Source organism: Flavobacterium fryxellicola (assembly GCF_900143245.1).
GTDB lineage: Bacteria > Bacteroidota > Bacteroidia > Flavobacteriales > Flavobacteriaceae > Flavobacterium > Flavobacterium fryxellicola.
This window is the reverse complement of record NZ_FRDK01000002.1, coordinates 66,437-88,995: the sequence shown is the minus strand read 5'-3', so window position 1 is coordinate 88,995 and position 22,559 is coordinate 66,437. Positions and strand designations below refer to the sequence as shown.

The following is a 22,559-nucleotide window of genomic DNA, read 5'->3' as shown; positions in this document are numbered from 1 at the left end:
TTATATTATTTTGGTACAAATTAAAACTATTTTATGATTATTTAAATCAGTTGTAAAAAAACAGTAGTTCTTTCCTCCATCTTTGATTTTCCATTTTTTCCGAATGCTTTCTACGCTATCCGGGAAATTACGGGTTGTGATATTCGCTTGACTCTTTTCTAAATAGTTTTTCATTTCCATTTTGTTGTATGGCACTATTTTCTCAATTACGAAAACACGCCCTGGAAAGGATATTAATTTGGTAGCCGTATATAAATGCGAATGTTTGTGTAATTTATTTAAGTTGTAAAAGGTGCCTAGTGCATCAAATCCACCTGATTTCATGATCGCACTATTGGGTTCGTACAAATACGTTTGGGGTAGGCTATAGGGTGTGATTTCGTAACTTTCATTTAGAACAAAATCAAATAGCTCCGTTTTATCCTTTGAAATGTTGCGGGTTTTGATGCTTAAATTCCCAGAAAATGAGTTGTGTAATTCCCATAATAATTCTTTTACCTCATTGTCAACAGCAATAATATGGACCGTTTTTACATGTTGCAATTCAGATAATCCAGCTGAAATATCAAGAAGTGGTGCTGTCTTTATTAAAATCGCATTCGAATTTTTAAAATAAAAAGCTAGATTTTCTGGAACATTTGGCAAACAATCTTTGAGCATGAATACTTTTCCTTTTGAATCATTTCTCCTAGACGGATCAATATAAATCCAATCCCACGTGGTTTTTAAAGTTTTTAAAATATCCATACTATCTGCGGAATAGCAAGTAATGTTGGAAATATTTAATTGTTTAAAATTATGTTGTACTATGGCAGATAATGCTGGATTAATTTCGCAATGGGACACTTTTTCGATCTTTTTTGCAAAATACAAATCGTCTACTCCAAAACCTCCAGTTAAATCAATTAGACATTTTCCTGAAACAATGGAGGCTTTATAGGAAGCGGTTGTTTCAGATGAAGTTTGTTCTATCGAAATTTTACTTGGATAAATTATATTTTTGGTTTCAAACCAAGTGGGCAATTTGTTTTTTGCTTTTGTCTTTGCTTCAATTTGGCTCAAAACAGCAATCCAATTGGACTCTGGAAATGGATTTTTTTGTAATGCTAACTTTGCTATGTTTGCACCAATATTATCTTTTATAAATGCTTGTATTTCTGGATTTAATAGCGCTGCGTCCACAGTTAAATATCTTTGGTCAATAACATGATTATTTTATTTTCTGGGAAGAATTCTTTACCAATGACTTTGATTATTGTGTAAATAGGAACTGCTACTACCATTCCAAGAATTCCGAAAAGGAAACCGGCAATAAGAATTATGAGGAAAATTTCCAGAGGGTGCGAACTTACACTTTTAGAAAAAATGATAGGCTGAGAAAAATTATTGTCAATTATTTGTACAACCCAAAAACCGATTAAAACGTATATTGTTGTTGGTAAAATTTCAGATTGAAAATCACTTCCCAAATTACTTAGCATCGTCAAAATTGCTGCTAGCACCGAAGCGATTAAGGGTCCGATATAGGGAATAATGTTTAATACAGCACATAGAAAGGCAATAACAACCGCATTGGGTACTCCAAAAATAAACAGTACAATCATATATAGAAGGAATACAATGAATAATTGAAGCAATAAGCCAATAAAATAGCGCGACAACAAGTGGTTTATTTTATCTAAAGAATGTAAGATTTGATCTTCATGGCTATTTGGAATTAATTTTTTGGCACCGACAATAAACATCAATCGGTCTTTTAAAAAGAAAAAAGTGATAAATAAGATGGATCCTAACGCTACGCCCAAGCTACTAATGGTATTTAAGATCGTGTTTAAAAAATTAGGTATGAAATTAAAGTTAACTTTAGAGGTTACGTTAGCCTCCTTTAAAAGTTGTGCAGAATCAATCTGATGGCTGTCAAGGAAAACACTTATTTGCTCAATTAATTGGACAATGTCTTTTTCAATTTCTACTGTGTTTAGTAAGGAAAGATTTTGTCCCTGCGATAAAACCAGCGGGACAAACATCATAATAAAGCCGAAGATTATTAATATAAAAATAAATAAAACTACTATTGTAGCAAAGATATGATTGAATTTTAGCCGTCTTTTAAAAAAGTCTAAAATGGGATTTCCAATCAAGGTCATTATAAACGATACCACTAAATAAATTAATACGGATTGAATTTGATAAAAAAACAATAAAATTAAACCGCAGAAAGCTAAAGTTAATAGTGCTCTCAAAATACCGTTGGAAATCGTTTTTGATGTAATCATTTTTTATTTTTAGTTGGTAAATATAAAAAAAAACTCGCTAACAAATAGCGAGTTTTGAATTCTTAAAAAAACTAAAAAATTATAATCTGAAACTTGCTCTTGATCCACCAGAAACAAAAACTGCAGCCATTCTTGATTTTTGTCCGTTAGAGAACATATACATTCCTCTATCATCAGTATAATCCATGTAATTCATTGTCATTTCTACTGGATTGCCAGAACAAGTACTGTAACTTGGATAAGCTGGAACTCCAGAATTTGCTGCATTGTGAGTAGGTGTATCAGAAACTAAATCACTACCACAAGTCGCATCACCCCAAATATGGCGTAAGTTCATCCAGTGTCCTACCTCATGAGTTGCAGTTCTTCCTAAGTTGAAAGGATATGCAGCTGTACCAGTATTTCCTAAATATTTAGAATCAATTACAACACCATCAGTAGAAGAAGATCCACCTGGAAATTGGGCATAACCTAAGATTCCACCACCAATAGTACAAGCCCAAAGGTTCATCTTTGTAGTTGGAGAAGTTGGAGCAATTCCGCCTTGAGAAGCAATTTTCATAGCGTCGTTAGTACCCCAAGAGGTTTTTGTAGTAGCTTTTCTATAAACAGCTTCTAGTACAAAAGAGATTCCTACGTTCGCTTTTACACCTGCAAATAATGAAGGAACTTGATTAAAATCCGAATTTGCTGCGTTAAAATCTTGATTTAAAACATCAATTTGGGATTGAATTTGTGCCAAGGAAATATTTTCAGCAGTTGTTCTGTAAAGAACATTCACTACAACCGGAATTTGAACTTTTCCGTTTACTAAACGGCCTGTCAATATTGATTTTTGTGTGAATGCTTCAATTTCGTTCATTCTTAACGCTAAAGAAGGATTTGCTTTCAATTGGGCTGCTAGAACCTCTTGAGAAGCACATCCACGTTTTGCAATGGCGTCTGCTGATGGAGTACTTTCTGTTGTGTCATTTTGACAAGAAAAAAGCATCAATAATGCTACAGCAGATAAAAGAATTTTTTTCATAATAAATTTGATATAAATTAATAGATTTGGTTAATTATTTAAAAAGGAATTTAGAAAATATGTTAAAATTGTAGCTTTGGGATGCTAATTGTAAATACGACAGCTCAGGAATTAATAAATGCGGAACGGCTACTGAATTAAGATTTACACTATTTGAGATGCTTTATAATTGGGTAAATAAGAAAGGACCTTATTTATCAATAAAAAGAGGTGACTATTAGTGTCACCTCTTTTTATAATGTTTGAAAGAAAATTATATTCCGAAACCTGCTCTTGCGCCACCTGAAACAAAAATTGCAGCCATCCTTGATTTTTGACCATTAGTAAACATATACATTCCTCGATCATCAGTGTAATCCATATAGTTCATTGTCATTTCTACCGGAGTACCTGTACAAGTGCTGTAATGAGGGTAAGCTGGAACACCATAGTTAGCAGTATCGTGCGTTGGAGTATCAGAAACTAAATCGCTTCCGCAGTTTGCATCACCCCAAATGTGACGTAAATTCATCCAGTGACCCACCTCGTGCGTAGCTGTTCTTCCTAAGTTATAAACCCCAGAAACTGTACCAGTACGGCCAAATGCATTATTATCCATAACTACTCCATCCGTTGCAGATGATCCTCCAGGAAATTGAGCATAACCAAGAATACCACCTCCCAAATTACAAGACCACATGTTTAATACTGTGGCAGGTGTCGTTGGTGCGATTCCTTTACTAGCGCTTTTCATCGCATCATTTGTTGAGAAAGAAGTTGTTCTTGTTGATTTTCTTACGACGTTTTGTAGTACAAATGTAATTCCAACATTGGCAGCAACACCAGAGAATAAGGCTGGAGTAGCGCTAAAATCGGAATTAGTAGCATTAAAATCTTCGTTTAAAACGTCTATTTGAGATTGAATTTGAGCTAAAGATATATTTTCTGCGGCTGTTCTGTACAACACGTTTACTACAACTGGAATTTCTACATTGCCGTTTACTAAACGTCCAGATAGCATTGCTTTTTCAGTAAAAGCTTCGATTTTGCTCATTCTTAAAGCTAAGGTTGGATCTGCTTTCATTTGTGCTGCAAGAACTTCTTGTGACGCACAACCACGTTTTGCTACAGCGCTGGTTTCTGGAGCTGTTTCTGTCGTGTCGTTTTGACAAGAGAAAAGCATTACTAATGCTGCTGCAGATAAAAGAATTTTTTTCATACTAAATTTGTTATAAATTAATAGATTTGGTTAATTATTTCACAATTCTATAACAATTATTTCACAAAAAAAATTAATGGTTGTTTTATTTTAAAAATAATTTCTAATCCTTTCATTTTACGGGTTTCCGTAATATTAAATATTTTTGTTTCAAAGTATTTTCTGATAGTTCATTTTGATTTTAATGTAAACAAACTTCTATTTTTTAGTTTTTTATGGAAGTAATTATACCTTTTTTTGTTAAACTAGTTTAAAAAATACTAATTTTCAAAAAAAATAACAATAAGATTGTATACTTAATTCCACATTTTGCTAGACAGAATTAGCCATGGGGCTTGCATTTCAGGGGATCTTGATACTTGATTTGTCTGATAACTCTTTGATTATAACTAGATCAAAAAGGATCTTTCTCTAAAATAAATGTTAAAATAGAGGTATTAAAAGTGATCCTAAAGCATTGAATGTTTTGGCGGTAACAACCAGAAAAATCAGTACTGTAAAGGAAGTGAAGAATTGGGGAGCGAATAAAATAACGCCTAATTAGTAAAGAGATAACTAATAATATTGGCACCCATTTTTAAAGCTTTTTCACGAATATCTTTTGGGTCATTATTTACTTCAGGATCTTCCCAGCCATCTCCTAAGTCACATTCATAGGTGTAAAGTAAAACGAGTTTTTCCTTGATAAAAATACCAAAAGCCTGTGGTCGTTTACCATCGTGCTCATGTATTTTTGGCAATCCATTTGGAAACGAATATGGTTTTTGAAAAATTATATGGTTAGCAGGAATTTCTACTAGGTTGTTGTTTGGGAATATCTTTCTTATTTCTTTTTTAATAAATTGATCCATTCCGTAATTATCATCAATATGTAGAAATCCACCCGCTAGCAAATAATTTTTAAGGTTACTTATATCTGCATCGCTAAAAACAACATTTCCATGACCCGTCATGTGAACATAAGGATACGAAAATAAATCAGGACTACTGGGTTCTACAGTGGCGGGCTTTAATTTTATGCGGGTGTTAATATTGGTATTACAATATTTTATCAAGTTGGGGAGTGATGTTGGGTTGGCATACCAATCACCACCGCCACTGTATTTTACTAAAGCAATTTCTTGTGAAAAAGAGGGTATAGACACTAGTATCAGAAAATAAAATATTTTTTTCATAGAGGTTTAATCCGTTATTCTTCGTTGATAAAGACTACGCTGTGACAGGCAACGATGGCCGCCGTTTCCGTTCGTAATCTTGTATTGCCTAATGAAACAGGAGTAAAGTCATTATCAAGTGCCAATGCGATTTCTTTTTCTGAAAAATCGCCTTCAGGACCTATAAGCATGGTTAGCTCTTGATTGGGTTTCAAAACTGATTTTAAAGTTCTTTTGTCTGTCTCTTCGCAATGTGCAATCATTTTTAAACCTTCTTGTTTAAGGCTAATAAATTCCTTGAAAGTGACGGCATTGTTCAATTTTGGAAGATATACTTCATTGGATTGCTTCATTGCTGCCAATAGGATTTTATCAAATCGTTCGATATTGATAACTTTTCGTTCGGAATGATCACAAATGATTGGGGTAATTTCATGTATACCAATTTCGGTGGCTTTTTCTAAAAACCATTCGAAACGATCGTTCATTTTAGTAGGAGCAACCGCCAAGTGTAATCTAAATTTTGATGGAGGTGTTTTTTCAAATGAAATAATTTTTACCGTGCATTTACTGTCTGAGGCTAAGGTGATTTCAGTTTTAAATAAAAAACCTAAACCATTGGTAACATGAAGTATGTCAGTATCTTTTTTACGCAGTACTTTAATGATGTGTTTGCTCTCTTCTTTGTCAAAAGAAAAAATTTCAGTAGATTCAGTAATAGTTGGACTGTAAAATAATTGCATAATTATAGTTGTATTCTTGCTTTAGAAACAACAGCTGAAGTTTCAAATGTGTGAGTTAAAAATTTTTGATAACCTACAATTCCAATCATTGCAGCATTATCGGTGGTATATTCAAATTTAGGAATGAAGGTTTTCCATCCGTATTTGGTCTCAGCCTCTTTTAAAGTTTTTCGGATTCCTGAGTTGGCAGAAACTCCTCCGCCAATTGCGATTTGAGTTATTCCTGTTTCTCTCACAGCCATTTTTAATTTATCCATCAAAATTTCAATGATTGTATGTTGAATAGAGGCGCAAATATCATCTCGGTTTTCTGCAATGAAATTTGGATTTTCTACTTTTTTCTTCTGTATAAAATATAAAATAGCGGTTTTTAATCCTGAAAAACTAAAGTCTAAACCTGGAACTTTAGGTTTTGTAAACACGAAAGCTTTTGGATTTCCTACTTGTGCGTATTTATCAATTAAAGGACCACCTGGATAGGGCAGACCTAAAATTTTGGCACTTTTATCAAACGCTTCACCAACGGCGTCATCCGTTGTCTCGCCTATAACAGTCATATCAAAAAAGTGATCCACTTTAATAATTTGAGTATGTCCGCCGCTAATCGTCAAGGCTAGAAAGGGGAAGCTAGGTTTTTGATAGCCTTCTTCCTCTATGAAATGAGCTAAAACATGAGCTTGCATGTGGTTAACGGCAATCAACGGAACTTGCAGTGCTAAGGCCATTGATTTGGCAAAAGAGCTGCCTACTAAAAGTGATCCCATTAGCCCTGGACCTTGCGTAAACGCAATTGCTGATAACTGTTCTTTTTGTATATTTGCTTTGCGGAGCGCGGCAGCAACTACAGGAACGATATTTTGCTGATGTGCACGGGAGGCTAATTCAGGAACTACTCCGCCATATTGAGTATGGATGAGCTGATTGGCCACAACATTTGACAGTACTTTATCGTTGTGTAAAACGGCAGCGGCAGTATCGTCACAGGAACTTTCGATGGCAAGAATAAAAACCTCGGAATTTTGCATAAAAAGGCACAAATTTTGAATTACATTTGACGGGTCAATAATAGAAAAAATATTTTGTCAAAGGACAAAATTAAAGAATTTTTATCAAAGGGCCCCGATTCTAAAGGCAAAATACAATAGTGAAAAATTTAAATAGTAAATAGGTATCAAAAAAGTTGTAAAAATAGTACTTCGTTCCCTGCTTGGGCTAATCCTACTTTTGTTAGTTCTTGCTATCGCACTCACTTTGCCCACCGTTCAAACTAGAATTGCTCGTTATTTTACAAATAGTATTAATAAAGACTTTGGGACAAATATTGCTATTGATGGGGTTGCAATTTCGGTTTTTGGAGGAATAAAATTTAAAAATGTATTGATTCGCGATCATCGTAAAGACACTTTAATTTATTCAAAAAGAATAGCAACAACTATTCTAGAAGGAAAAAAATTATTGGATGGTGATTTAATTTTTGATGGATTGGATTTGAATGGGTTACTTTTTAATTTAAAAACCTATAAAAACGAAAAAGAGTCAAATCTTGATAAATTCATTAAAGCATTTGAAACTGGAAAGCCGTCGAGTAGAAAATTTTTGCTTAAAGCAAATAAACTTCAAATTTTTTCTGGACATTTCATGTTAACCGATGAAAATCGAGAGATTCCAAAAGAATTGGATTTTACAAAACTAAATGCTTCTGTAACCGATTTTAAAATATTTGGTCCCGATGTTACAACCAATATCAATAAGATGTCTTTTCTTGATTTTAGAGGTTTGTATGTTAAAAATTTAAAATCAGAATTTACCTACTCAAAAAAAAATATAAAGCTCGAAAATTTAGACTTATTAACAAAAGAATCCACCTTAGTAGGAACGGTTTTATTGAATTATAAAATAGAAGATTTCTCTAATTTTACTGATAAAGTTCTTTTTGATATCAAATTGAATTCGGCCTCTATAGCTTCAAACGATATTCGTTATTTTTATAAAGAAGTTGGTAAAAACCAACATTTTTACGTTAAGGCAAGTATTAAAGGTACACTTAACGACTTGAAATTTAAAGATCTGGAATTAGTAGATGATCGAAAGACCCAAATAATTGGAGATATTAATTTTAAAAATCTTTTTGCTAAAAAGGGGCAAAAATTTTCCATGTATGCCAAATTTGATAAATTAACCTCCAGCTACGAGGATTTGATTGTAATTCTGCCTAATATTTTGGGCAATAAATTGCCAACGTCCCTAAAAAAACTAGGAAGATTTTCAGCTTCAGGTACTTCCAATGTCTCCACTACCGCAGTAGAAGCAGATTTTTCTATGAGCACTGCATTAGGAAAAGTAACTTCAAAATTAGCCATTCAAAATATCGACGTAATTGATAAAGCTTCCTATTTAGGAAATGTAATTTTAGAAAATTTTGACATTGGAACCTTATTGGATCAAAAAGAAGTTGGTCGGGTAAGTTTAAATATTGATGTAGACGGAAAGGGTTTTAAACAAAAATATTTAAAAACTGCCATAAAAGGGGATATTAGTCAAATTGAGTACAATACGTATAATTATACTAATATCGTGGTTAATGGAACGTTAGAAAGTCCGAATTATAAAGGTCAAATAGAAATTAATGACCCCAATTTGACTATGACATTTGATGGTTTATTGGATTTAAGCAAAAAAGACAGTCGCTATGATTTTCATATCATTGTTGAAAATGCAGATTTGAACAAGCTGAAGTTAATACAAGACTCGGTTTCTGTATTTAGGGGTGATGTTGTGGTTCAGGCTTCAGGAAATAACATAGAGAATTTTCAAGGAAATGTGTATATCAACAAAACCTCTTATCAAAATGCGAAAGACACCTATAATTTTGATGATTTTACCATAAATTCTGTTTTTGATCAAAATAGGATACGAACAATAACTGTAAATTCTCCAGATATTGTACAAGGAGAAATTGTGGGTAAATATGAATTCAATCAACTTGAAAATTTAGTAAAAAATTCTTTGGGAAGTCTATACACTAATTTTAAGCCAAACAAGGTTAAAAAAGGACAGTTTCTCAAGTTTAATTTTTCGATCTATAATAAAATAATAGAAATATTTTATCCTGAAATTTCTATCGGGGCTAATACTATTGTCAAAGGAAATATCAATTCAGATAATCAGGAATTCAAACTCAACTTTGATTCGCCTCAAATTAAAGCATCAAATACAACATTTGACAATATTAGAGTTTCAGTTGACAACAAAAACCCTCTTTATAATGCCTTTATTGAGCTGGATAGCATCAAAACAAAATATTATAAAATACGTGATTTTAGTTTGATAAATGTTACGATGAAAGATACATTATTCTTTCGTTCCGAATTTAAAGGCGGTCCAAATGCGGAAGACTACTACAATCTGAATTTATACCATACGATAAATAAGGATAATAATAATGTTGTGGGGATTAGCAAATCAGAAGTAAAATTCAAGGATTATCTTTGGTTTTTAAATGAAAATGAAACGCCAAATAATCAAATTGTTTTTGATAAGTCATTTAAAAATTTCAATATCGATAATATAATTCTGTCCCATGAAGATCAGTCAATTTCATTAGCGGGTGTTTTTAAGGATACGACCATAAAGGACTTGAAGTTGAGTTTTAAAGATGTCAATCTAAATCAGATTACTCCTACGAATAATAAGTTTGTTTTACAGGGGAATATAAATGGAGAGGTTGATTTTAAGCAGAATAAGGATGTTTATCAACCTACTGCTTCGATAGTTATAGATAATTTAGATGTAAATAAAACCCCTCTGGGAACTTTAAATTTTGATATAGAAGGAGATGAAAATCTGAAAAAGTTTACTATAAATTCGAATTTAGAAAATGAAAATCTTGAAGCATTTAATGCAAATGGGAGTTTTGAAATCGTAAATAAAGAGACAATCCTTGATTTAAACCTAAAATTCGAAAAATTTAATATTGCCACTTTAAACTCGCTTGGCGGAGAAGTATTGTCTAATATTAGAGGTTCAATTTCCGGTAATTCTACCATCGAAGGCAATCTCAAAAAACCGAATATCAATGGTCGCCTTTACTTAGATAAGGCAGGTATAACCATTCCCTATTTGAATGTAGATTACGGATTAAGTGATAATACAATTATAGATTTAACAGATGAGCGATTTTTGTTTAGAAATAATACCTTAACGGATACTAAATACGGAACTAACGGAAGCTTAAATGGAAATATTGAGCATAATAATTTTTCAGATTGGAAATTAGATTTAACAATTAATTCCAAGCGATTATTAGCCTTAGACACTAAGGATAGTGAAGACGCAGCGTATTATGGAACCGCCTTTATAGATGGTACTGCTACGATTAAAGGCCCTACGAATTCTCTGTTTATAAAAGTAGAGGCTAAATCAGAGAAAGGAACTGCTGTCAAAATCCCCATTAATAATGCGGAGAGTGTAAGTGATAATATCTTTATCCATTTTGTTACCGCTAAAGAAAAATACAATTTAAAGAATGGTATTGTTGATAATACCAGGAATTATAACGGACTCGAACTTGAATTTGACTTTGATATTACCCCAGATGCCGAAGTAGAAGTGATTCTGGATCGTAATACTGGTCACGGAATGAAAGGGAAGGGATTTGGGTCGTTACTGTTTAAAATTAATACGCTTGGAAAATTTAATATGTGGGGAGATTTTCAGGCTTATGAGGGGACCTATAATTTTAAATACGGTGGACTTATTGATAAGAAATTCGAAGTAAAAAAGGGAGGGTCTATTACTTGGGAAGGTAATCCCATGAAAGCACAGTTAAACCTAGAGGCCATTTATAAAACATCAGCAAATCCAGCAGTTTTATTAGATAATGCCTCCTTCAATACAAAAGTTCCAGTGGAAGTTGTCATAGGAGTCCGTGGAGATTTAACCAGTCCGGAGCCCGATTTTAACATCGAATTTCCAACAGTTAGTACTGTATTGAAATCAGAAATTCAATACAAACTAAACGATAAAGATGTCAGACAAACACAAGCTTTGTATTTGCTATCCTCTGGTGGTTTCTTAAGTCCTGAAGGAGTTAACCAATCTGATTTTTCCGGTAGTTTATTTGAGACTGCTTCAAGTATTTTAGGCGGAATCATACAATCAGATGATGAAAAGTTTAAGGTTGGGCTTAATTTTATTGGTGCAGATCGAAGAATTGGAAAAGAAACTGATGGAAGATTTGTTGCCACAATTTCATCTAAAATCAATGAAAGAGTGACTATTAATGGTAAACTGGGAGTTCCTTTTGGAGGAATAAATGAGTCTGCTATTGTAGGAGATGTGGAAGTTCTATTTCGAGTTAACCAGGATGGAACGCTCAATCTAAGACTTTTTAATAAAGAGAACGATATTAATTATGTTGGTCAAGGAATTGGATATACGCAAGGCTTAGGGGTTTCTTATGAGGTAGATTTTGATACGTTCAAAGAATTTGTAAATAAGATTTTTAAGAACCTTAAATTTGATAAAGTAACAACTCCTGCGTCCGAAGATCAAGATTCCAACTTATCGCCAGACTACATTAATTTTGCTAAATCTAAGAGAACCACTACTACAAAAATTAAAAAAAATCAAGAAGGCTTAATTCCTGAGGAAAATTAACCTTCAAAAGCCGCTTCTTGCTCGATTTAAAACAATGTGCTTTCATTCTTGACTACTTTTACTATCCTATAAAGCCATTAATTGTGATACCAGGCAGAATGGAAGAGTGTGTATACAAAAAATTAATTTCCTAGATCTGGTCTTTGGTGCACTATTGTTAACTTGTCCTGAGGTTTGAAAGTGATTGGTGGATGGTGTTTTTCACTATTTGAACTATTTGGGTGTACGTGCAAGGCGTTAGGCGTGAGGTATATTTTTAGTTGTCATTACGGTGAAAATAGGACTGTACTTTTTTGGAAAATAGATTCGTGCTTTTATCAAGTGATAACTTCTACATACCATTTTGTGACTTTATAATGATCAGAATCTATAAAGAAAGCAGTATCAAAAAAAAGTCAGAGGGAACAATATCATTACCAACTTTGGATTTACTTGATCTTATGGTGGGCGTGTTCAACGGTAGTTTTTAATGTGTAAAATGCGTTTTGAAATAAATTTGATTTGTGATAAAAGTCACAAGATGTTAGTTTTAAAAAAATTAATATTGGTAATTATAAAATTCTAAAAACTAAGAACCTATGTCTAATCATTATCAAATACTCATAATTGGTGGTGGAAATGCTGGAATATCCGTAGCATCTCAACTACTTCATAAAAGAAGTAATTTAAATATTGGAATTGTTGATCCTTCTGACAAACATTATTATCAGCCGGCGTGGACCTTAGTGGGAGCTGGTATTTTTGATATTAAAAAAACAGTTCGCAATGAAAAAGAGGTTATTCCTAAAAATACGACTTGGATAAAAGAGGCGGTTGCTACCTTTCATCCCACAGGAAATAAAGTTATTTGTAACTCTGGAAAAGAAATTACCTATGAGTATCTGATTGTATGTCCTGGAATTCAATTGGATTGGAATAAAATAAAAGGGTTGAAAGAAACTTTAGGAAAGAATAATGTAAGCAGTAATTACGATTTCAATTCGGCTCCATATACTTGGGAAATGATAAAAAATTTTAAAGGTGGTATGGCCGTTTTTACGAATCCATCCACACCTATAAAATGTGGAGGCGCTCCACATAAAATCATGTATTTGGCTGTAGATTATTGGCGTAAAAAAGGTGTTTTAGAGCAATGCGATGTCCATTATGTTTCGGGATCAAATGCTATTTTTGGAGTTCCTGAATACAAAGCTACATTAGAAAAGGTTATAGAAAAGGGTAATATCAAAGTACATTATAACGCCAATACAGTTGCGATTAATGGGCAGAACAAAACAATTGAATTTGAAACTACAGCCACTCCGAGTGCTATTAAAGAATCGCTATCAAAATCAAATGCTGCTTGTTATAGCATCAATGAAACAACAGACGCTAACGTAAATAAGAGTAATACTGTTACGTTAAACTTTGATTTGTGCCACGCTGTACCACCACAATCAGCACCGGATTTTATCAAAAATAGTCCCTTGCGTGATGCTACAAATCCTCTAGGCTATGTTGAAATTGACAAAAACACGATGCAACATATTCGGTTTTCAAATGTTTTTGCTCTAGGTGATTGTACCAATGCACCCTGCAGTAAAACTGGAGCGGCAATTCGAAAACAAGCACCCGTTGTCGTTACTAATTTATTAGAAGTAATGGATAAAAAGATTCCAACGGCTTATTATGATGGCTATAGTGCCTGTCCTATTCCTACCCAATACGGAAAGTTAATGTTAGCAGAATTTGATTATACTAACAAACCCCAAATGACATTTCCTTTTGATCAGGCCAAACCAAGATGGACGATGTGGATTCTGAAAACCAAAATTCTGCCGTGGTTGTATTGGAATAAAATTCTCAAGGGAACAGCTTAATATTAAATAAAACATTGTCTAGTGCTATATAATCGATTACAGACTACTAGCGAAAAAACCTATTTAATTAAACCAAATTAACAATGATAAAAACCATTCTTTGACAGGATGGTTTTTTGTATTTCATCCTCTTTAATTTTTCTCTGTGACATTTGTCACATACTATATTTACTCATAAAATAATTATTTTTTCATGATAATTATCAGACTAGTTAAAATAGGTTGCACATACTTTTGCTATAATAAAATTAAAAAAAAATAGTATTTATTTAAAAACTCTTGATTATGAAAATAGAACAAATTTACACAGGATGTATTGCTCATGCAGCGTATTATATTGAGAATAATGGTGAGGCAGCAATTTTTGATCCCTTACGCGAGGTTCAACCTTACATTGACAGAGCAGTTAAGGATAATGCTAAAATAAAATACGTTTTTCTAACTCATTTCCATGCTGATTTCGTCTCTGGACATTTGGATTTAGCTAGTAAAACGAATGCTAAAATTATTTATGGTCCAACAGCGAAACCCGCTTATGAGATTATTTCAGCTACTGATGGACAAGTCTTTGATGTAGGAAATTATAAAGTTAAAGTTATTCATACCCCAGGACATACCATGGAAAGCACAACCTATTTGTTGATTGACGAAAAGGGAAAAGAACATGGCATTATCACTGGTGATACTTTATTTATTGGTGATGTTGGACGACCGGATTTAGCCCAACACGTTATTGCAGAGTTAACGCAAGATAAACTAGCGCGTCATCTATTCCATTCGTTGAGAGAAAAAATAATGCCTTTATCAGATGACTTAATTGTATATCCAAATCATGGTGCGGGTTCAGCTTGTGGTAAAATGATGAGCAAGGAAACCACCGATACTTTAGGAAACCAAAAGAAAACCAATTATGCTCTGAATCCAAAAATGAGCGAAAATGAATTTGTTACGGCTGTTTTGACGGGTTTAACTGCTCCTCCTGCCTATTTTCCTGCCAATGTTTTAATGAATATTAAAGGATATGAAAGTTTAGACGCTGTGATGAAGAAAGCAAAAACGCCGCTAAACCCAATTGAATTTGAGGCTGCTGCAAATGAAACAAGAGCATTAATTCTGGATACAAGAACTGCTGAGGAATTTGCAAAAGGTTTTATTCCAAACAGTATTAACATTGGTTTAGATGGAAATTTTGCAATGTGGGTTGGCGAAATGATTTCTGACATAAAACAAGAAATTTTATTAGTTACCACTTTGGGAAGCGAAGAGGAAAGTATGGTACGCTTATCTCGTATAGGATACGATCATACCATTGGTTACTTAGACGGGGGATTTGCTTCATGGATGAACAAAGGTTTTGAAACCGATACTATAGATCGAATTACTGCCGAAGAACTCGAAAAAAGCAGTAATTTTGAGGAAACTCCCATATTTGATGTAAGGAAAAAAAGCGAATTTTTATCAGAACATTTAGTAGGGGCAACCAATGTTCCGCTAAACGAAATAAACAGTCATCTTGCTGAATTTCCAAAAGACAAAAAATTTATTTTGCATTGTGCTGGAGGGTATCGCAGCATGATCGCAGCATCCATTTTAAAACAGCGGGGTTGGGATAATTTTGTTGATGTAATTGGTGGATTTGAAACAATTAAAAACACCAATCTCTCCAAGACAGATTATGTTTGTCCAACTACCTTATTATAAAAATACTGCCGATCTATTTTTATCCAAACGCTACCTATAGAGTAGCGTTTTTTTTTGCTCTTGATTTTTTTTCGTCAGTCTATTCCGTACTCTAAATTTCACCAGCTTTTCACGAAAAAATGTTTTATCTTCAAGTGCTTTATGATCGATTATATTCAAATTTACAATTCTTAAAAAAGTCTGCATTATACTATTATTGAAAAGTACTTCTTATAATTTTTAATTCTTTTTTGAACTTAAAAAATGAAATTTTTTGTAAATTCTGATTCATAAATAATGTAGAGGACTGACTTTTTTTTAATTAAAAAACAGGCTAATTGTTAATTGTTAAATAAAAGTTCACTATTTTTCGTTTTTGTTAAATAAAATTCAATTTAATTAGGAATTACAAAAACTTATCAACGAAAACGTTTGAATTTAGAATACTTTCCTAATTTATTAAAAAAGCGGCCTTGAAAGTGGGTAATGTTTGCTAATTTTACACTTTAATACTTTAAATAATGCCAAAAACAATAAAAAAAGTTGGCGTTCTAACTTCGGGAGGAGACTCACCGGGTATGAATGCAGCTATTCGGTCAGTTGTTCGAACTTGTGCTTATCATAATATAGAATGTATCGGAATTTATAGAGGGTATCAAGGAATGATTGAAGGTGACTTCAAAGAAATGGGACCTCGAAGTGTAAATAACATTGTAAATAAAGGCGGGACGATTTTAAAATCAGCTCGATCTTTAGAATTTAAAACTCCAGAAGGCAGAAAAAAAGCTCACGAAAATCTGGTTAAATCAGGAATTGACGCTTTGGTAGTGATTGGTGGTGACGGAACTTTTACCGGAGGTTTGCTTTTCAATACGGAGTTTAATTTTCCAGTAATGGGGATTCCAGGTACAATTGATAATGATATTTTTGGAACTAGTCATACCTTAGGATATGATACCGCTTTGAATACCGTAGTGGATGTTATTGATAAAATTAGAGATACTGCAAGTTCTCATAATCGCCTATTTTTTGTTGAGGTTATGGGTAGGGATGCCGGTCATATTGCTTTGAATGCGGGAATTGGTGCTGGTGCTGAAGAAATTCTTATACCTGAAGAAGACTTAGGTTTAGACCGATTATTAGAATCTTTACAAAAAAGTAAAGCATCAGGAAAATCGTCAAGTATAGTCGTTATTGCTGAGGGAGATAAAATTGGTAAAAATGTATTTGAATTAAAAGATTACGTAGAAGCCAATTTGCCCGAATATGATGTTAGAGTTTCGGTATTAGGACACATGCAACGTGGCGGATCACCTTCTTGTTTCGATAGAGTTCTAGCGAGTCGATTAGGAGTGAAAGCGGTAGAATCCTTGTTAGAGGGGAAATCTAATTATATGGTTGGCTTGCAAAATGATACAGTTTCATTGACACCTTTAGAACAAGCAATTAAAGGAAAAACAATGATTGATAGAGAATTATTAAGAGTTTCAGACATTATGTCTACATAAGTGGTTAAAGTTTATTGTGAGGAAATTAGACTTTAGGTTGAGTTAATAGAAATAAACAAAAAAATTAAAGTAAAATGTCAAAAGTAAAATTAGGAATAAACGGATTTGGAAGAATTGGAAGAATTGTATTCAGAGAGTCTTACAATAGAGATAATGTGGAGATAGTAGCAATAAATGACTTGTTAGATGTTGATCATTTAGCTTACTTATTAAAATATGATTCAGTACACGGTCGTTTTAATGGAACCGTTGAAGTTAAAGAAGGAAAATTATACGTAAACGGAAAAAATATCCGCATTACTGCTGAAAGAAATCCTGCTGATTTGAAATGGAACGAAGTTGATGTTGATGTAGTTGCTGAATGTACTGGTTTTTTTACCACAATTGAAACAGCAAATGAGCATATCAAAGGTGGTGCTAAAAAAGTAATTATTTCTGCACCTTCAGCTGATGCTCCAATGTTTGTAATGGGCGTAAACCATGAAAATGCTAAAGCTTCTGATGTAATCGTTTCTAATGCTTCTTGTACTACGAACTGTTTAGCTCCGTTAGCTAAAGTTATTAATGATAATTTTGGAATTGTGGAAGCGTTGATGACTACCGTTCACGCTACTACCTCTACTCAAATGACAACGGACGGTCCTTCAAAAAAAGACTGGAGAGGTGGACGTGCTGCTTCAGTAAACATTATTCCTTCTTCAACTGGTGCTGCAAAAGCAGTAGGAAAAGTGATTCCTGAATTAAATGGAAAACTAACGGGTATGGCTTTCCGCGTTCCTACAACAGATGTTTCTGCAGTAGATTTAACTGTAAAAGTGGCTAAAGAGACATCTTACGAAGAAATCATGGCGGTATTAAAAACTGCTTCTGAAACTACAATGAAAGGGATTCTAGGCTATACTGAAGATTTAGTAGTTTCTCAAGATTTTGTATCGGATCCTAGAACATCAATTGTAGATGTACATGCCGGAATTGGGTTGAACTCTACTTTCTTCAAAATCATATCTTGGTATGATAACGAATATGGTTATTCTAGCAAATTGATTGATTTATCTGTGCACATTGCAGGTTTAAAATAATTCTTTATATTTACAAATCCCGTTAAATTAAGTTTGACGGGATTTTATTTTTTGTTACTTTTTTGAAGAAGCGTTTTCAGTTAAACTCATTTTTTAAATTAGATAGCTCCAAAACCAAAAAACCAAAAAAAAAATGAGATTAATAGTTGATAGTGGTTCTACAAAAGCCGATTGGATTGCAATAGATGATGAGGGAAAAATAGTGTTTACTACGCAAACTTTAGGCTTGAATCCTGAAGTTCTTGAAGCAAATGAGATTATAGACCGTCTCAATGATCGTTTTGATATTTTACAGAATAAGAAAAATGCAAGCCATCTGTTCTTTTATGGAGCCGGTTGTGGTACTGAAAGAATGAAAATTACTCTTTCTCAGGTTTTTCAAACTTATTTTCCTAATGCCATTATTGATGTTAAGGAAGATACGTATGCCGCTGTTTATGCAACTACTCCAAAAGGAGAAAAAGCGATTGTATCTATCTTAGGAACAGGATCTAACTGCAGCTATTTTGATGGAAAAGAATTGCATCAAAAAGTACAATCATTAGGTTATATTGCCATGGATGATTGCAGTGGAAACGTTTTTGGTAAAGAATTAATTAGAAAATATTATTTCAATAAAATGCCAAAAGAACTGGCAGTCGAATTTGAAAAAGAATACGATTTAGATCCAGATGCTATAAAAAGCAAATTGTACAAAGAGCCGAATCCAAATGCGTACTTAGCGACTTTTGCCAAGTTTTTAATTCAACATAAAGAAACAGAGTTTTGTAGAAAAATTATCTTTAAAGGCATGAAATCTTTTGTGAAAAATTATATTAAACAATATGATAATTGCAAAGAGGTTCCGGTGCATTTTGTTGGTTCAATTGCCTTTTACTTGAAAGAAGAACTACAAGAAACATTTGATAAATACGAATTGCAATTAGGCAATGTCCTAAGAAGACCAATCGATGGATTGATTGCTTATCATATTAAGAATAATTGATTTTTTAAAAGTTGCTTTAAACTCAAAATCACTACTAGTTTACTCGATTCAAGTAAAATAGTAGTGATTTTTTTATTTAAATTTAGCATAGTTATCTTAAAGCTGCTAATACTACTAGGCAATTTAATTGATTAAAGAATCGCAATCATTGAAATTTCTACATTTACATTTTTTGGCAAACAGGCCACTTGAACTGTTTCGCGTGCAGGAGCTGTTTTTTCATCAAAATAAGAACCATAGACTGTATTTATTTTTGTAAAATCATTCATATCCATTATAAAGATGGTCGTTTTGACCACGTTCTCAAATGTCATTCCGGCAGCTTCTAAAACGGCTTTCATATTTTGCATTACTTGTTCTGTCTCGATTTCAATAGTAGCAGTAACTAATTCTCCTGTTGTAGGGTTGATCGCAATTTGTCCAGAGGTATAAAGGGTGTCTCCCTTAAGAACTGCTTGGTTGTAAGGACCGATGGGTGCCGGTGCTTTTTCTGTAAAAATTATCTTTTTCATAAAAGGAATATCGTTATAATTTCTAAATTTATTGGTAGTGCATGTTTTAAAAACTTTATCTGTTGATGACGCTTCGTTTGTCCCATTTGATGTCGCTAAGTACACCAGATTTTATTCCAATGAAGAATCCCCAGTTGGCATTGGTGCCAAAAGGAGACCAGTTAAAATCCATTCTCCAGCTTAACAAATCTCTTTCAAAGCGCAGTTGTGTAAAAGTAACTCCATTTTGTACAAAATCATAGCCCGTAGAGACACCTGCTTTCCATTTTGGAGTTATGTCTGCATTAGCAGATATCATAATAGAATTACCAATAATTTTGTTTTCCCTGTTGTTGTTTCCGTAGGTCAAGGAATAGGCAAAGGTCATGTCCCAAGGTAATTTAGAGTTAAAAAATTGTGAAATTTTATCTTCACCTTCATCTTCTTCCTGATCATCAAACTGGCTTCTGCGACTGTCTCCTAAATCTGTATTTGTTCCAAATAAATCATCTTCACGACCACCATTTCGCTGACTCAGCGAATTTTTGTCTTTTTTTATTTTATCTTTCCCCGTACTAGCGATCGAATAATTAAGCGTCATATTAGAACTCGTCATTCTAAAAAGACTTCCTCCGTTGTTTATATTGAATACATTAATTCGTCTGCCAGAATTGTCAATCGCGTAAGGGTCTAGTGTTGCTCCAAAATTGACATTCATTTTATTGTCCAATAAGGTGGTACCGCCACTAACTCTTACTGGTGAAAAAGCGAGGGAGGTTACACCATCAGCATCCAGATTATAACTTGTGGAGAGATTTAAATTGTTTAGCAACATGATTTTTTTTGGTTCAACTTTAGTGCTGTCTCGATCAGTAACTTTGGCTTCAAACGTGTTGCTCAAATCAAATCCTAAAGTATTGGCGTTACTCAAACCGGGAGCCCCATAAATTCCATTTTCAAATCGGGAATACTGCTGTATCATGGTGCCACTAGCATCTGAAGCGTACGTGTCATAATATTTTTCAAAACTAGGAGTATATCCGTACGAAGCGGAAGGTCTCATGACATGTCGTATTGATTTTATTTTTTTGTCTTTGCCAAAATTAAATGTTCCATAAATAGTAGTTCCCACACTAGAGGAGAAGGAATAAGTTCTAAAAGCGTCAAATCCATTGATTGTTTTATCAACTACTTTGCTTTGGTCCGTATCATAGCTTCTTTCAATTGTTTTAGTATACCAGATTTCCTCATAATTCACAGCCGTTGATGCGCTGAAATATTTAAACAACTTGAAATTGGTGCTTAACGGAATACTATGTTGAAAACCAATTTTTGCATCTCGGAACATTTGTGGTTTAAAGAATAAAGAATCGGTGGTAACAATGCTGTTTCTTCCGTTCAAATTGTATTGTAAATTGATGTTTTTGATAAAACCTTTTCTCACTCCATCTTTTCCTACAAATGGATAAATTCGATCCACACTCAATTGCAGTGTTGGCAAAGTCATATTGATTTCTTCGGTTTGCGTATTTTGGGAGTGAGTTGCAGTCAAAGACATTCGTACTTGCGGTACCGTAGTAAAAGTTTTAGAATAGGATACGGAGGAACTTAACGTATTATTTAGGTTTGAACCAATATTAACCTGATTAATGGATTGCTTGAAGTATTTACTACTTCCCAAATTCACAGACGCTGAAAAACTTGAATTAGGATTCGACTTGGAATCCTTGGAATGGGACCACTGGATATTGTAGATATTTTGTTTCAAATAATCGGGGTAGCCTCTTTCACTAGTGATTAAATTTTCGAATCGAATATTTAAATTGCCCACAAAATTATATCTTTTGGCGTAGGAAGATTCAAACCGCAAGCCATAACTTCCATTGGTGTAATAATCACCTAAAACGGTTAAGTCATAATTATCGCTTAAAGCAAAATAATACCCTAAGTTTTGGAGTGAAAATCCCCTGTTGTTAGAATCATTATAACTGGGTAAAATGAGTCCTGAAATACTGGTTTCTTTACTCATTGGAAAAAAAGCAAATGGTAGCGCTATAGGTGTAGGAACGTTTGCAATAACCATGTTAGTTAATCCGGTAACAACCTTTTTGCCAGGAATAAACTTTACTTTATTCGTTTGAAAATAATATTCAGGATTGTCCACATCTTTTGAAGTGGTGAATCGGGCTCCTTTTAAAAAATAAACAGAATCATTTTCTTTTTTGGTGACGGCAGCTTTTATTTTGAATTCTCCTTGTTCGGATCTTGAATTCCAAATTAATGCTTTTTTTGTTTTAAAATTAAAACGAATAGAATCTGGTTCAATAACGTTAGCGCCTTGCTTAAAATTTGGAAATTGGGTATAAGTACCGGTAGAATCCTTTATTCGGCCAGCATATACTTCATTTTTCTCATAATCCATGACAATAATACCGGACTTTAACTCGATATCCTGATAGTATAATTCTGCTTGATCGTACAGCGTAATGGTTTTTTTCTTCTGATCAATTTTAGCATACTTATCTGCTTTGTATTTTACCTTGCCATCCAAAAAAGCTTTTTTAGGTTTTATACTGTCAATTTTTATTGTATCACTTTGCTTTTGAACGGCTAAAACGGGAGTTTTAATAGTATTAACAGTTGGTTTTTCGCTATCTGCCTGTTTGTTAGCAGGTATAACAGTCTTTTTTTTTGTTATATCTTGAGAATATGACGTACCAGAACCTATTGACAGGAAAATTGATATTAAAACGATATTAAATAAGTTTGTATGCAAAGGTTTAAATGCTATTTTTGTAAAAGTATGGCCTGTTTTTTGACATGTCAAACTTACATATTATTTTTTGTCAAAAATAGTCAAATAAATAAATTTATAGTGGTAGTCTTTTAATTAAATTAACT

General features: G+C 33.3%; 15 protein-coding genes. 6 read left to right on the top strand and 9 right to left on the bottom strand.

Annotated elements, in window-relative coordinates; genetic code table 11:
* From BUA03_RS04050 to tsaD, 7 genes are all read right to left on the bottom strand, one after another.
* Entirely contained in the window at positions 1–1,182 is a 1,182-nt protein-coding gene (locus BUA03_RS04050) for a class I SAM-dependent methyltransferase (RefSeq protein ID WP_066078677.1), read from the bottom strand.
* A 2-nt stretch (positions 1,183–1,184) separates the two neighbouring features.
* Positions 1,185–2,276: an AI-2E family transporter gene (locus BUA03_RS04045; protein ID WP_066078679.1), complete on the bottom strand. Its 1,092-nt coding sequence runs from the start codon at positions 2,274–2,276 to the stop codon at positions 1,185–1,187.
* A gap of 79 nt (positions 2,277–2,355) precedes the next feature.
* Positions 2,356–3,303, bottom strand: a complete 948-nt coding sequence (locus tag BUA03_RS04040) for a zinc metalloprotease (RefSeq protein WP_066078682.1) — start codon at positions 3,301–3,303, stop codon at positions 2,356–2,358.
* Between the two features lie 253 nt (positions 3,304–3,556).
* On the bottom strand, positions 3,557–4,501 hold the full coding sequence (locus tag BUA03_RS04035) for a zinc metalloprotease (protein WP_066078685.1): 945 nt from the start codon (positions 4,499–4,501) through the stop codon (positions 3,557–3,559).
* 536 nt (positions 4,502–5,037) lie between these two features.
* Positions 5,038–5,676, bottom strand: coding sequence for a DUF4159 domain-containing protein (locus BUA03_RS04030; protein WP_066078687.1), 639 nt, complete (start codon positions 5,674–5,676; stop codon positions 5,038–5,040).
* 14 nt (positions 5,677–5,690) lie between these two features.
* Positions 5,691–6,398 (bottom strand): 16S rRNA (uracil(1498)-N(3))-methyltransferase, encoded by a 708-nt coding sequence (locus BUA03_RS04025; protein ID WP_066078690.1) that lies wholly within the window; start codon positions 6,396–6,398, stop codon positions 5,691–5,693.
* Between the two features lie 2 nt (positions 6,399–6,400).
* Complete coding sequence (tsaD, locus tag BUA03_RS04020) at positions 6,401–7,423, bottom strand: tRNA (adenosine(37)-N6)-threonylcarbamoyltransferase complex transferase subunit TsaD (protein WP_066078692.1); 1,023 nt, start codon at positions 7,421–7,423, stop codon at positions 6,401–6,403.
* A gap of 199 nt (positions 7,424–7,622) precedes the next feature.
* Between tsaD and BUA03_RS04015 the strand changes: the two genes are divergently transcribed.
* From BUA03_RS04015 to BUA03_RS03990, 6 genes are all read left to right on the top strand, one after another.
* Positions 7,623–12,056, top strand: a complete 4,434-nt coding sequence (locus BUA03_RS04015; RefSeq protein WP_066078694.1) for a translocation/assembly module TamB domain-containing protein — start codon at positions 7,623–7,625, stop codon at positions 12,054–12,056.
* 578 nt (positions 12,057–12,634) lie between these two features.
* Positions 12,635–13,915 (top strand): NAD(P)/FAD-dependent oxidoreductase, encoded by a 1,281-nt coding sequence (locus tag BUA03_RS04010; protein WP_066078697.1) that lies wholly within the window; start codon positions 12,635–12,637, stop codon positions 13,913–13,915.
* 285 nt (positions 13,916–14,200) lie between these two features.
* On the top strand, positions 14,201–15,616 hold the full coding sequence (locus tag BUA03_RS04005) for an MBL fold metallo-hydrolase (RefSeq protein WP_066078699.1): 1,416 nt from the start codon (positions 14,201–14,203) through the stop codon (positions 15,614–15,616).
* A 500-nt stretch (positions 15,617–16,116) separates the two neighbouring features.
* Positions 16,117–17,103, top strand: a complete 987-nt coding sequence (gene pfkA / locus BUA03_RS04000; protein WP_066078701.1) for a 6-phosphofructokinase — start codon at positions 16,117–16,119, stop codon at positions 17,101–17,103.
* A 74-nt stretch (positions 17,104–17,177) separates the two neighbouring features.
* Positions 17,178–18,182 carry a type I glyceraldehyde-3-phosphate dehydrogenase gene (gene gap, locus BUA03_RS03995; protein ID WP_066078704.1) on the top strand — a complete coding sequence of 335 codons (1,005 nt, stop codon included), beginning with the start codon at positions 17,178–17,180 and terminating at the stop codon, positions 18,180–18,182.
* A gap of 133 nt (positions 18,183–18,315) precedes the next feature.
* A complete protein-coding gene (locus BUA03_RS03990) occupies positions 18,316–19,167 on the top strand; it encodes an N-acetylglucosamine kinase (RefSeq protein WP_066078709.1) in 852 nt (283 codons plus the stop codon).
* 131 nt (positions 19,168–19,298) lie between these two features.
* Here BUA03_RS03990 and BUA03_RS03985 read toward each other — a convergent pair whose 3' ends face one another.
* Both BUA03_RS03985 and BUA03_RS03980 read right to left on the bottom strand, forming a co-directional pair.
* On the bottom strand, positions 19,299–19,679 hold the full coding sequence (locus BUA03_RS03985) for a RidA family protein (protein WP_066078713.1): 381 nt from the start codon (positions 19,677–19,679) through the stop codon (positions 19,299–19,301).
* A 55-nt stretch (positions 19,680–19,734) separates the two neighbouring features.
* Entirely contained in the window at positions 19,735–22,485 is a 2,751-nt protein-coding gene (locus tag BUA03_RS03980) for a putative LPS assembly protein LptD (RefSeq protein ID WP_066078716.1), read from the bottom strand.
* Positions 22,486–22,559: the final 74 nt, after the last annotated feature.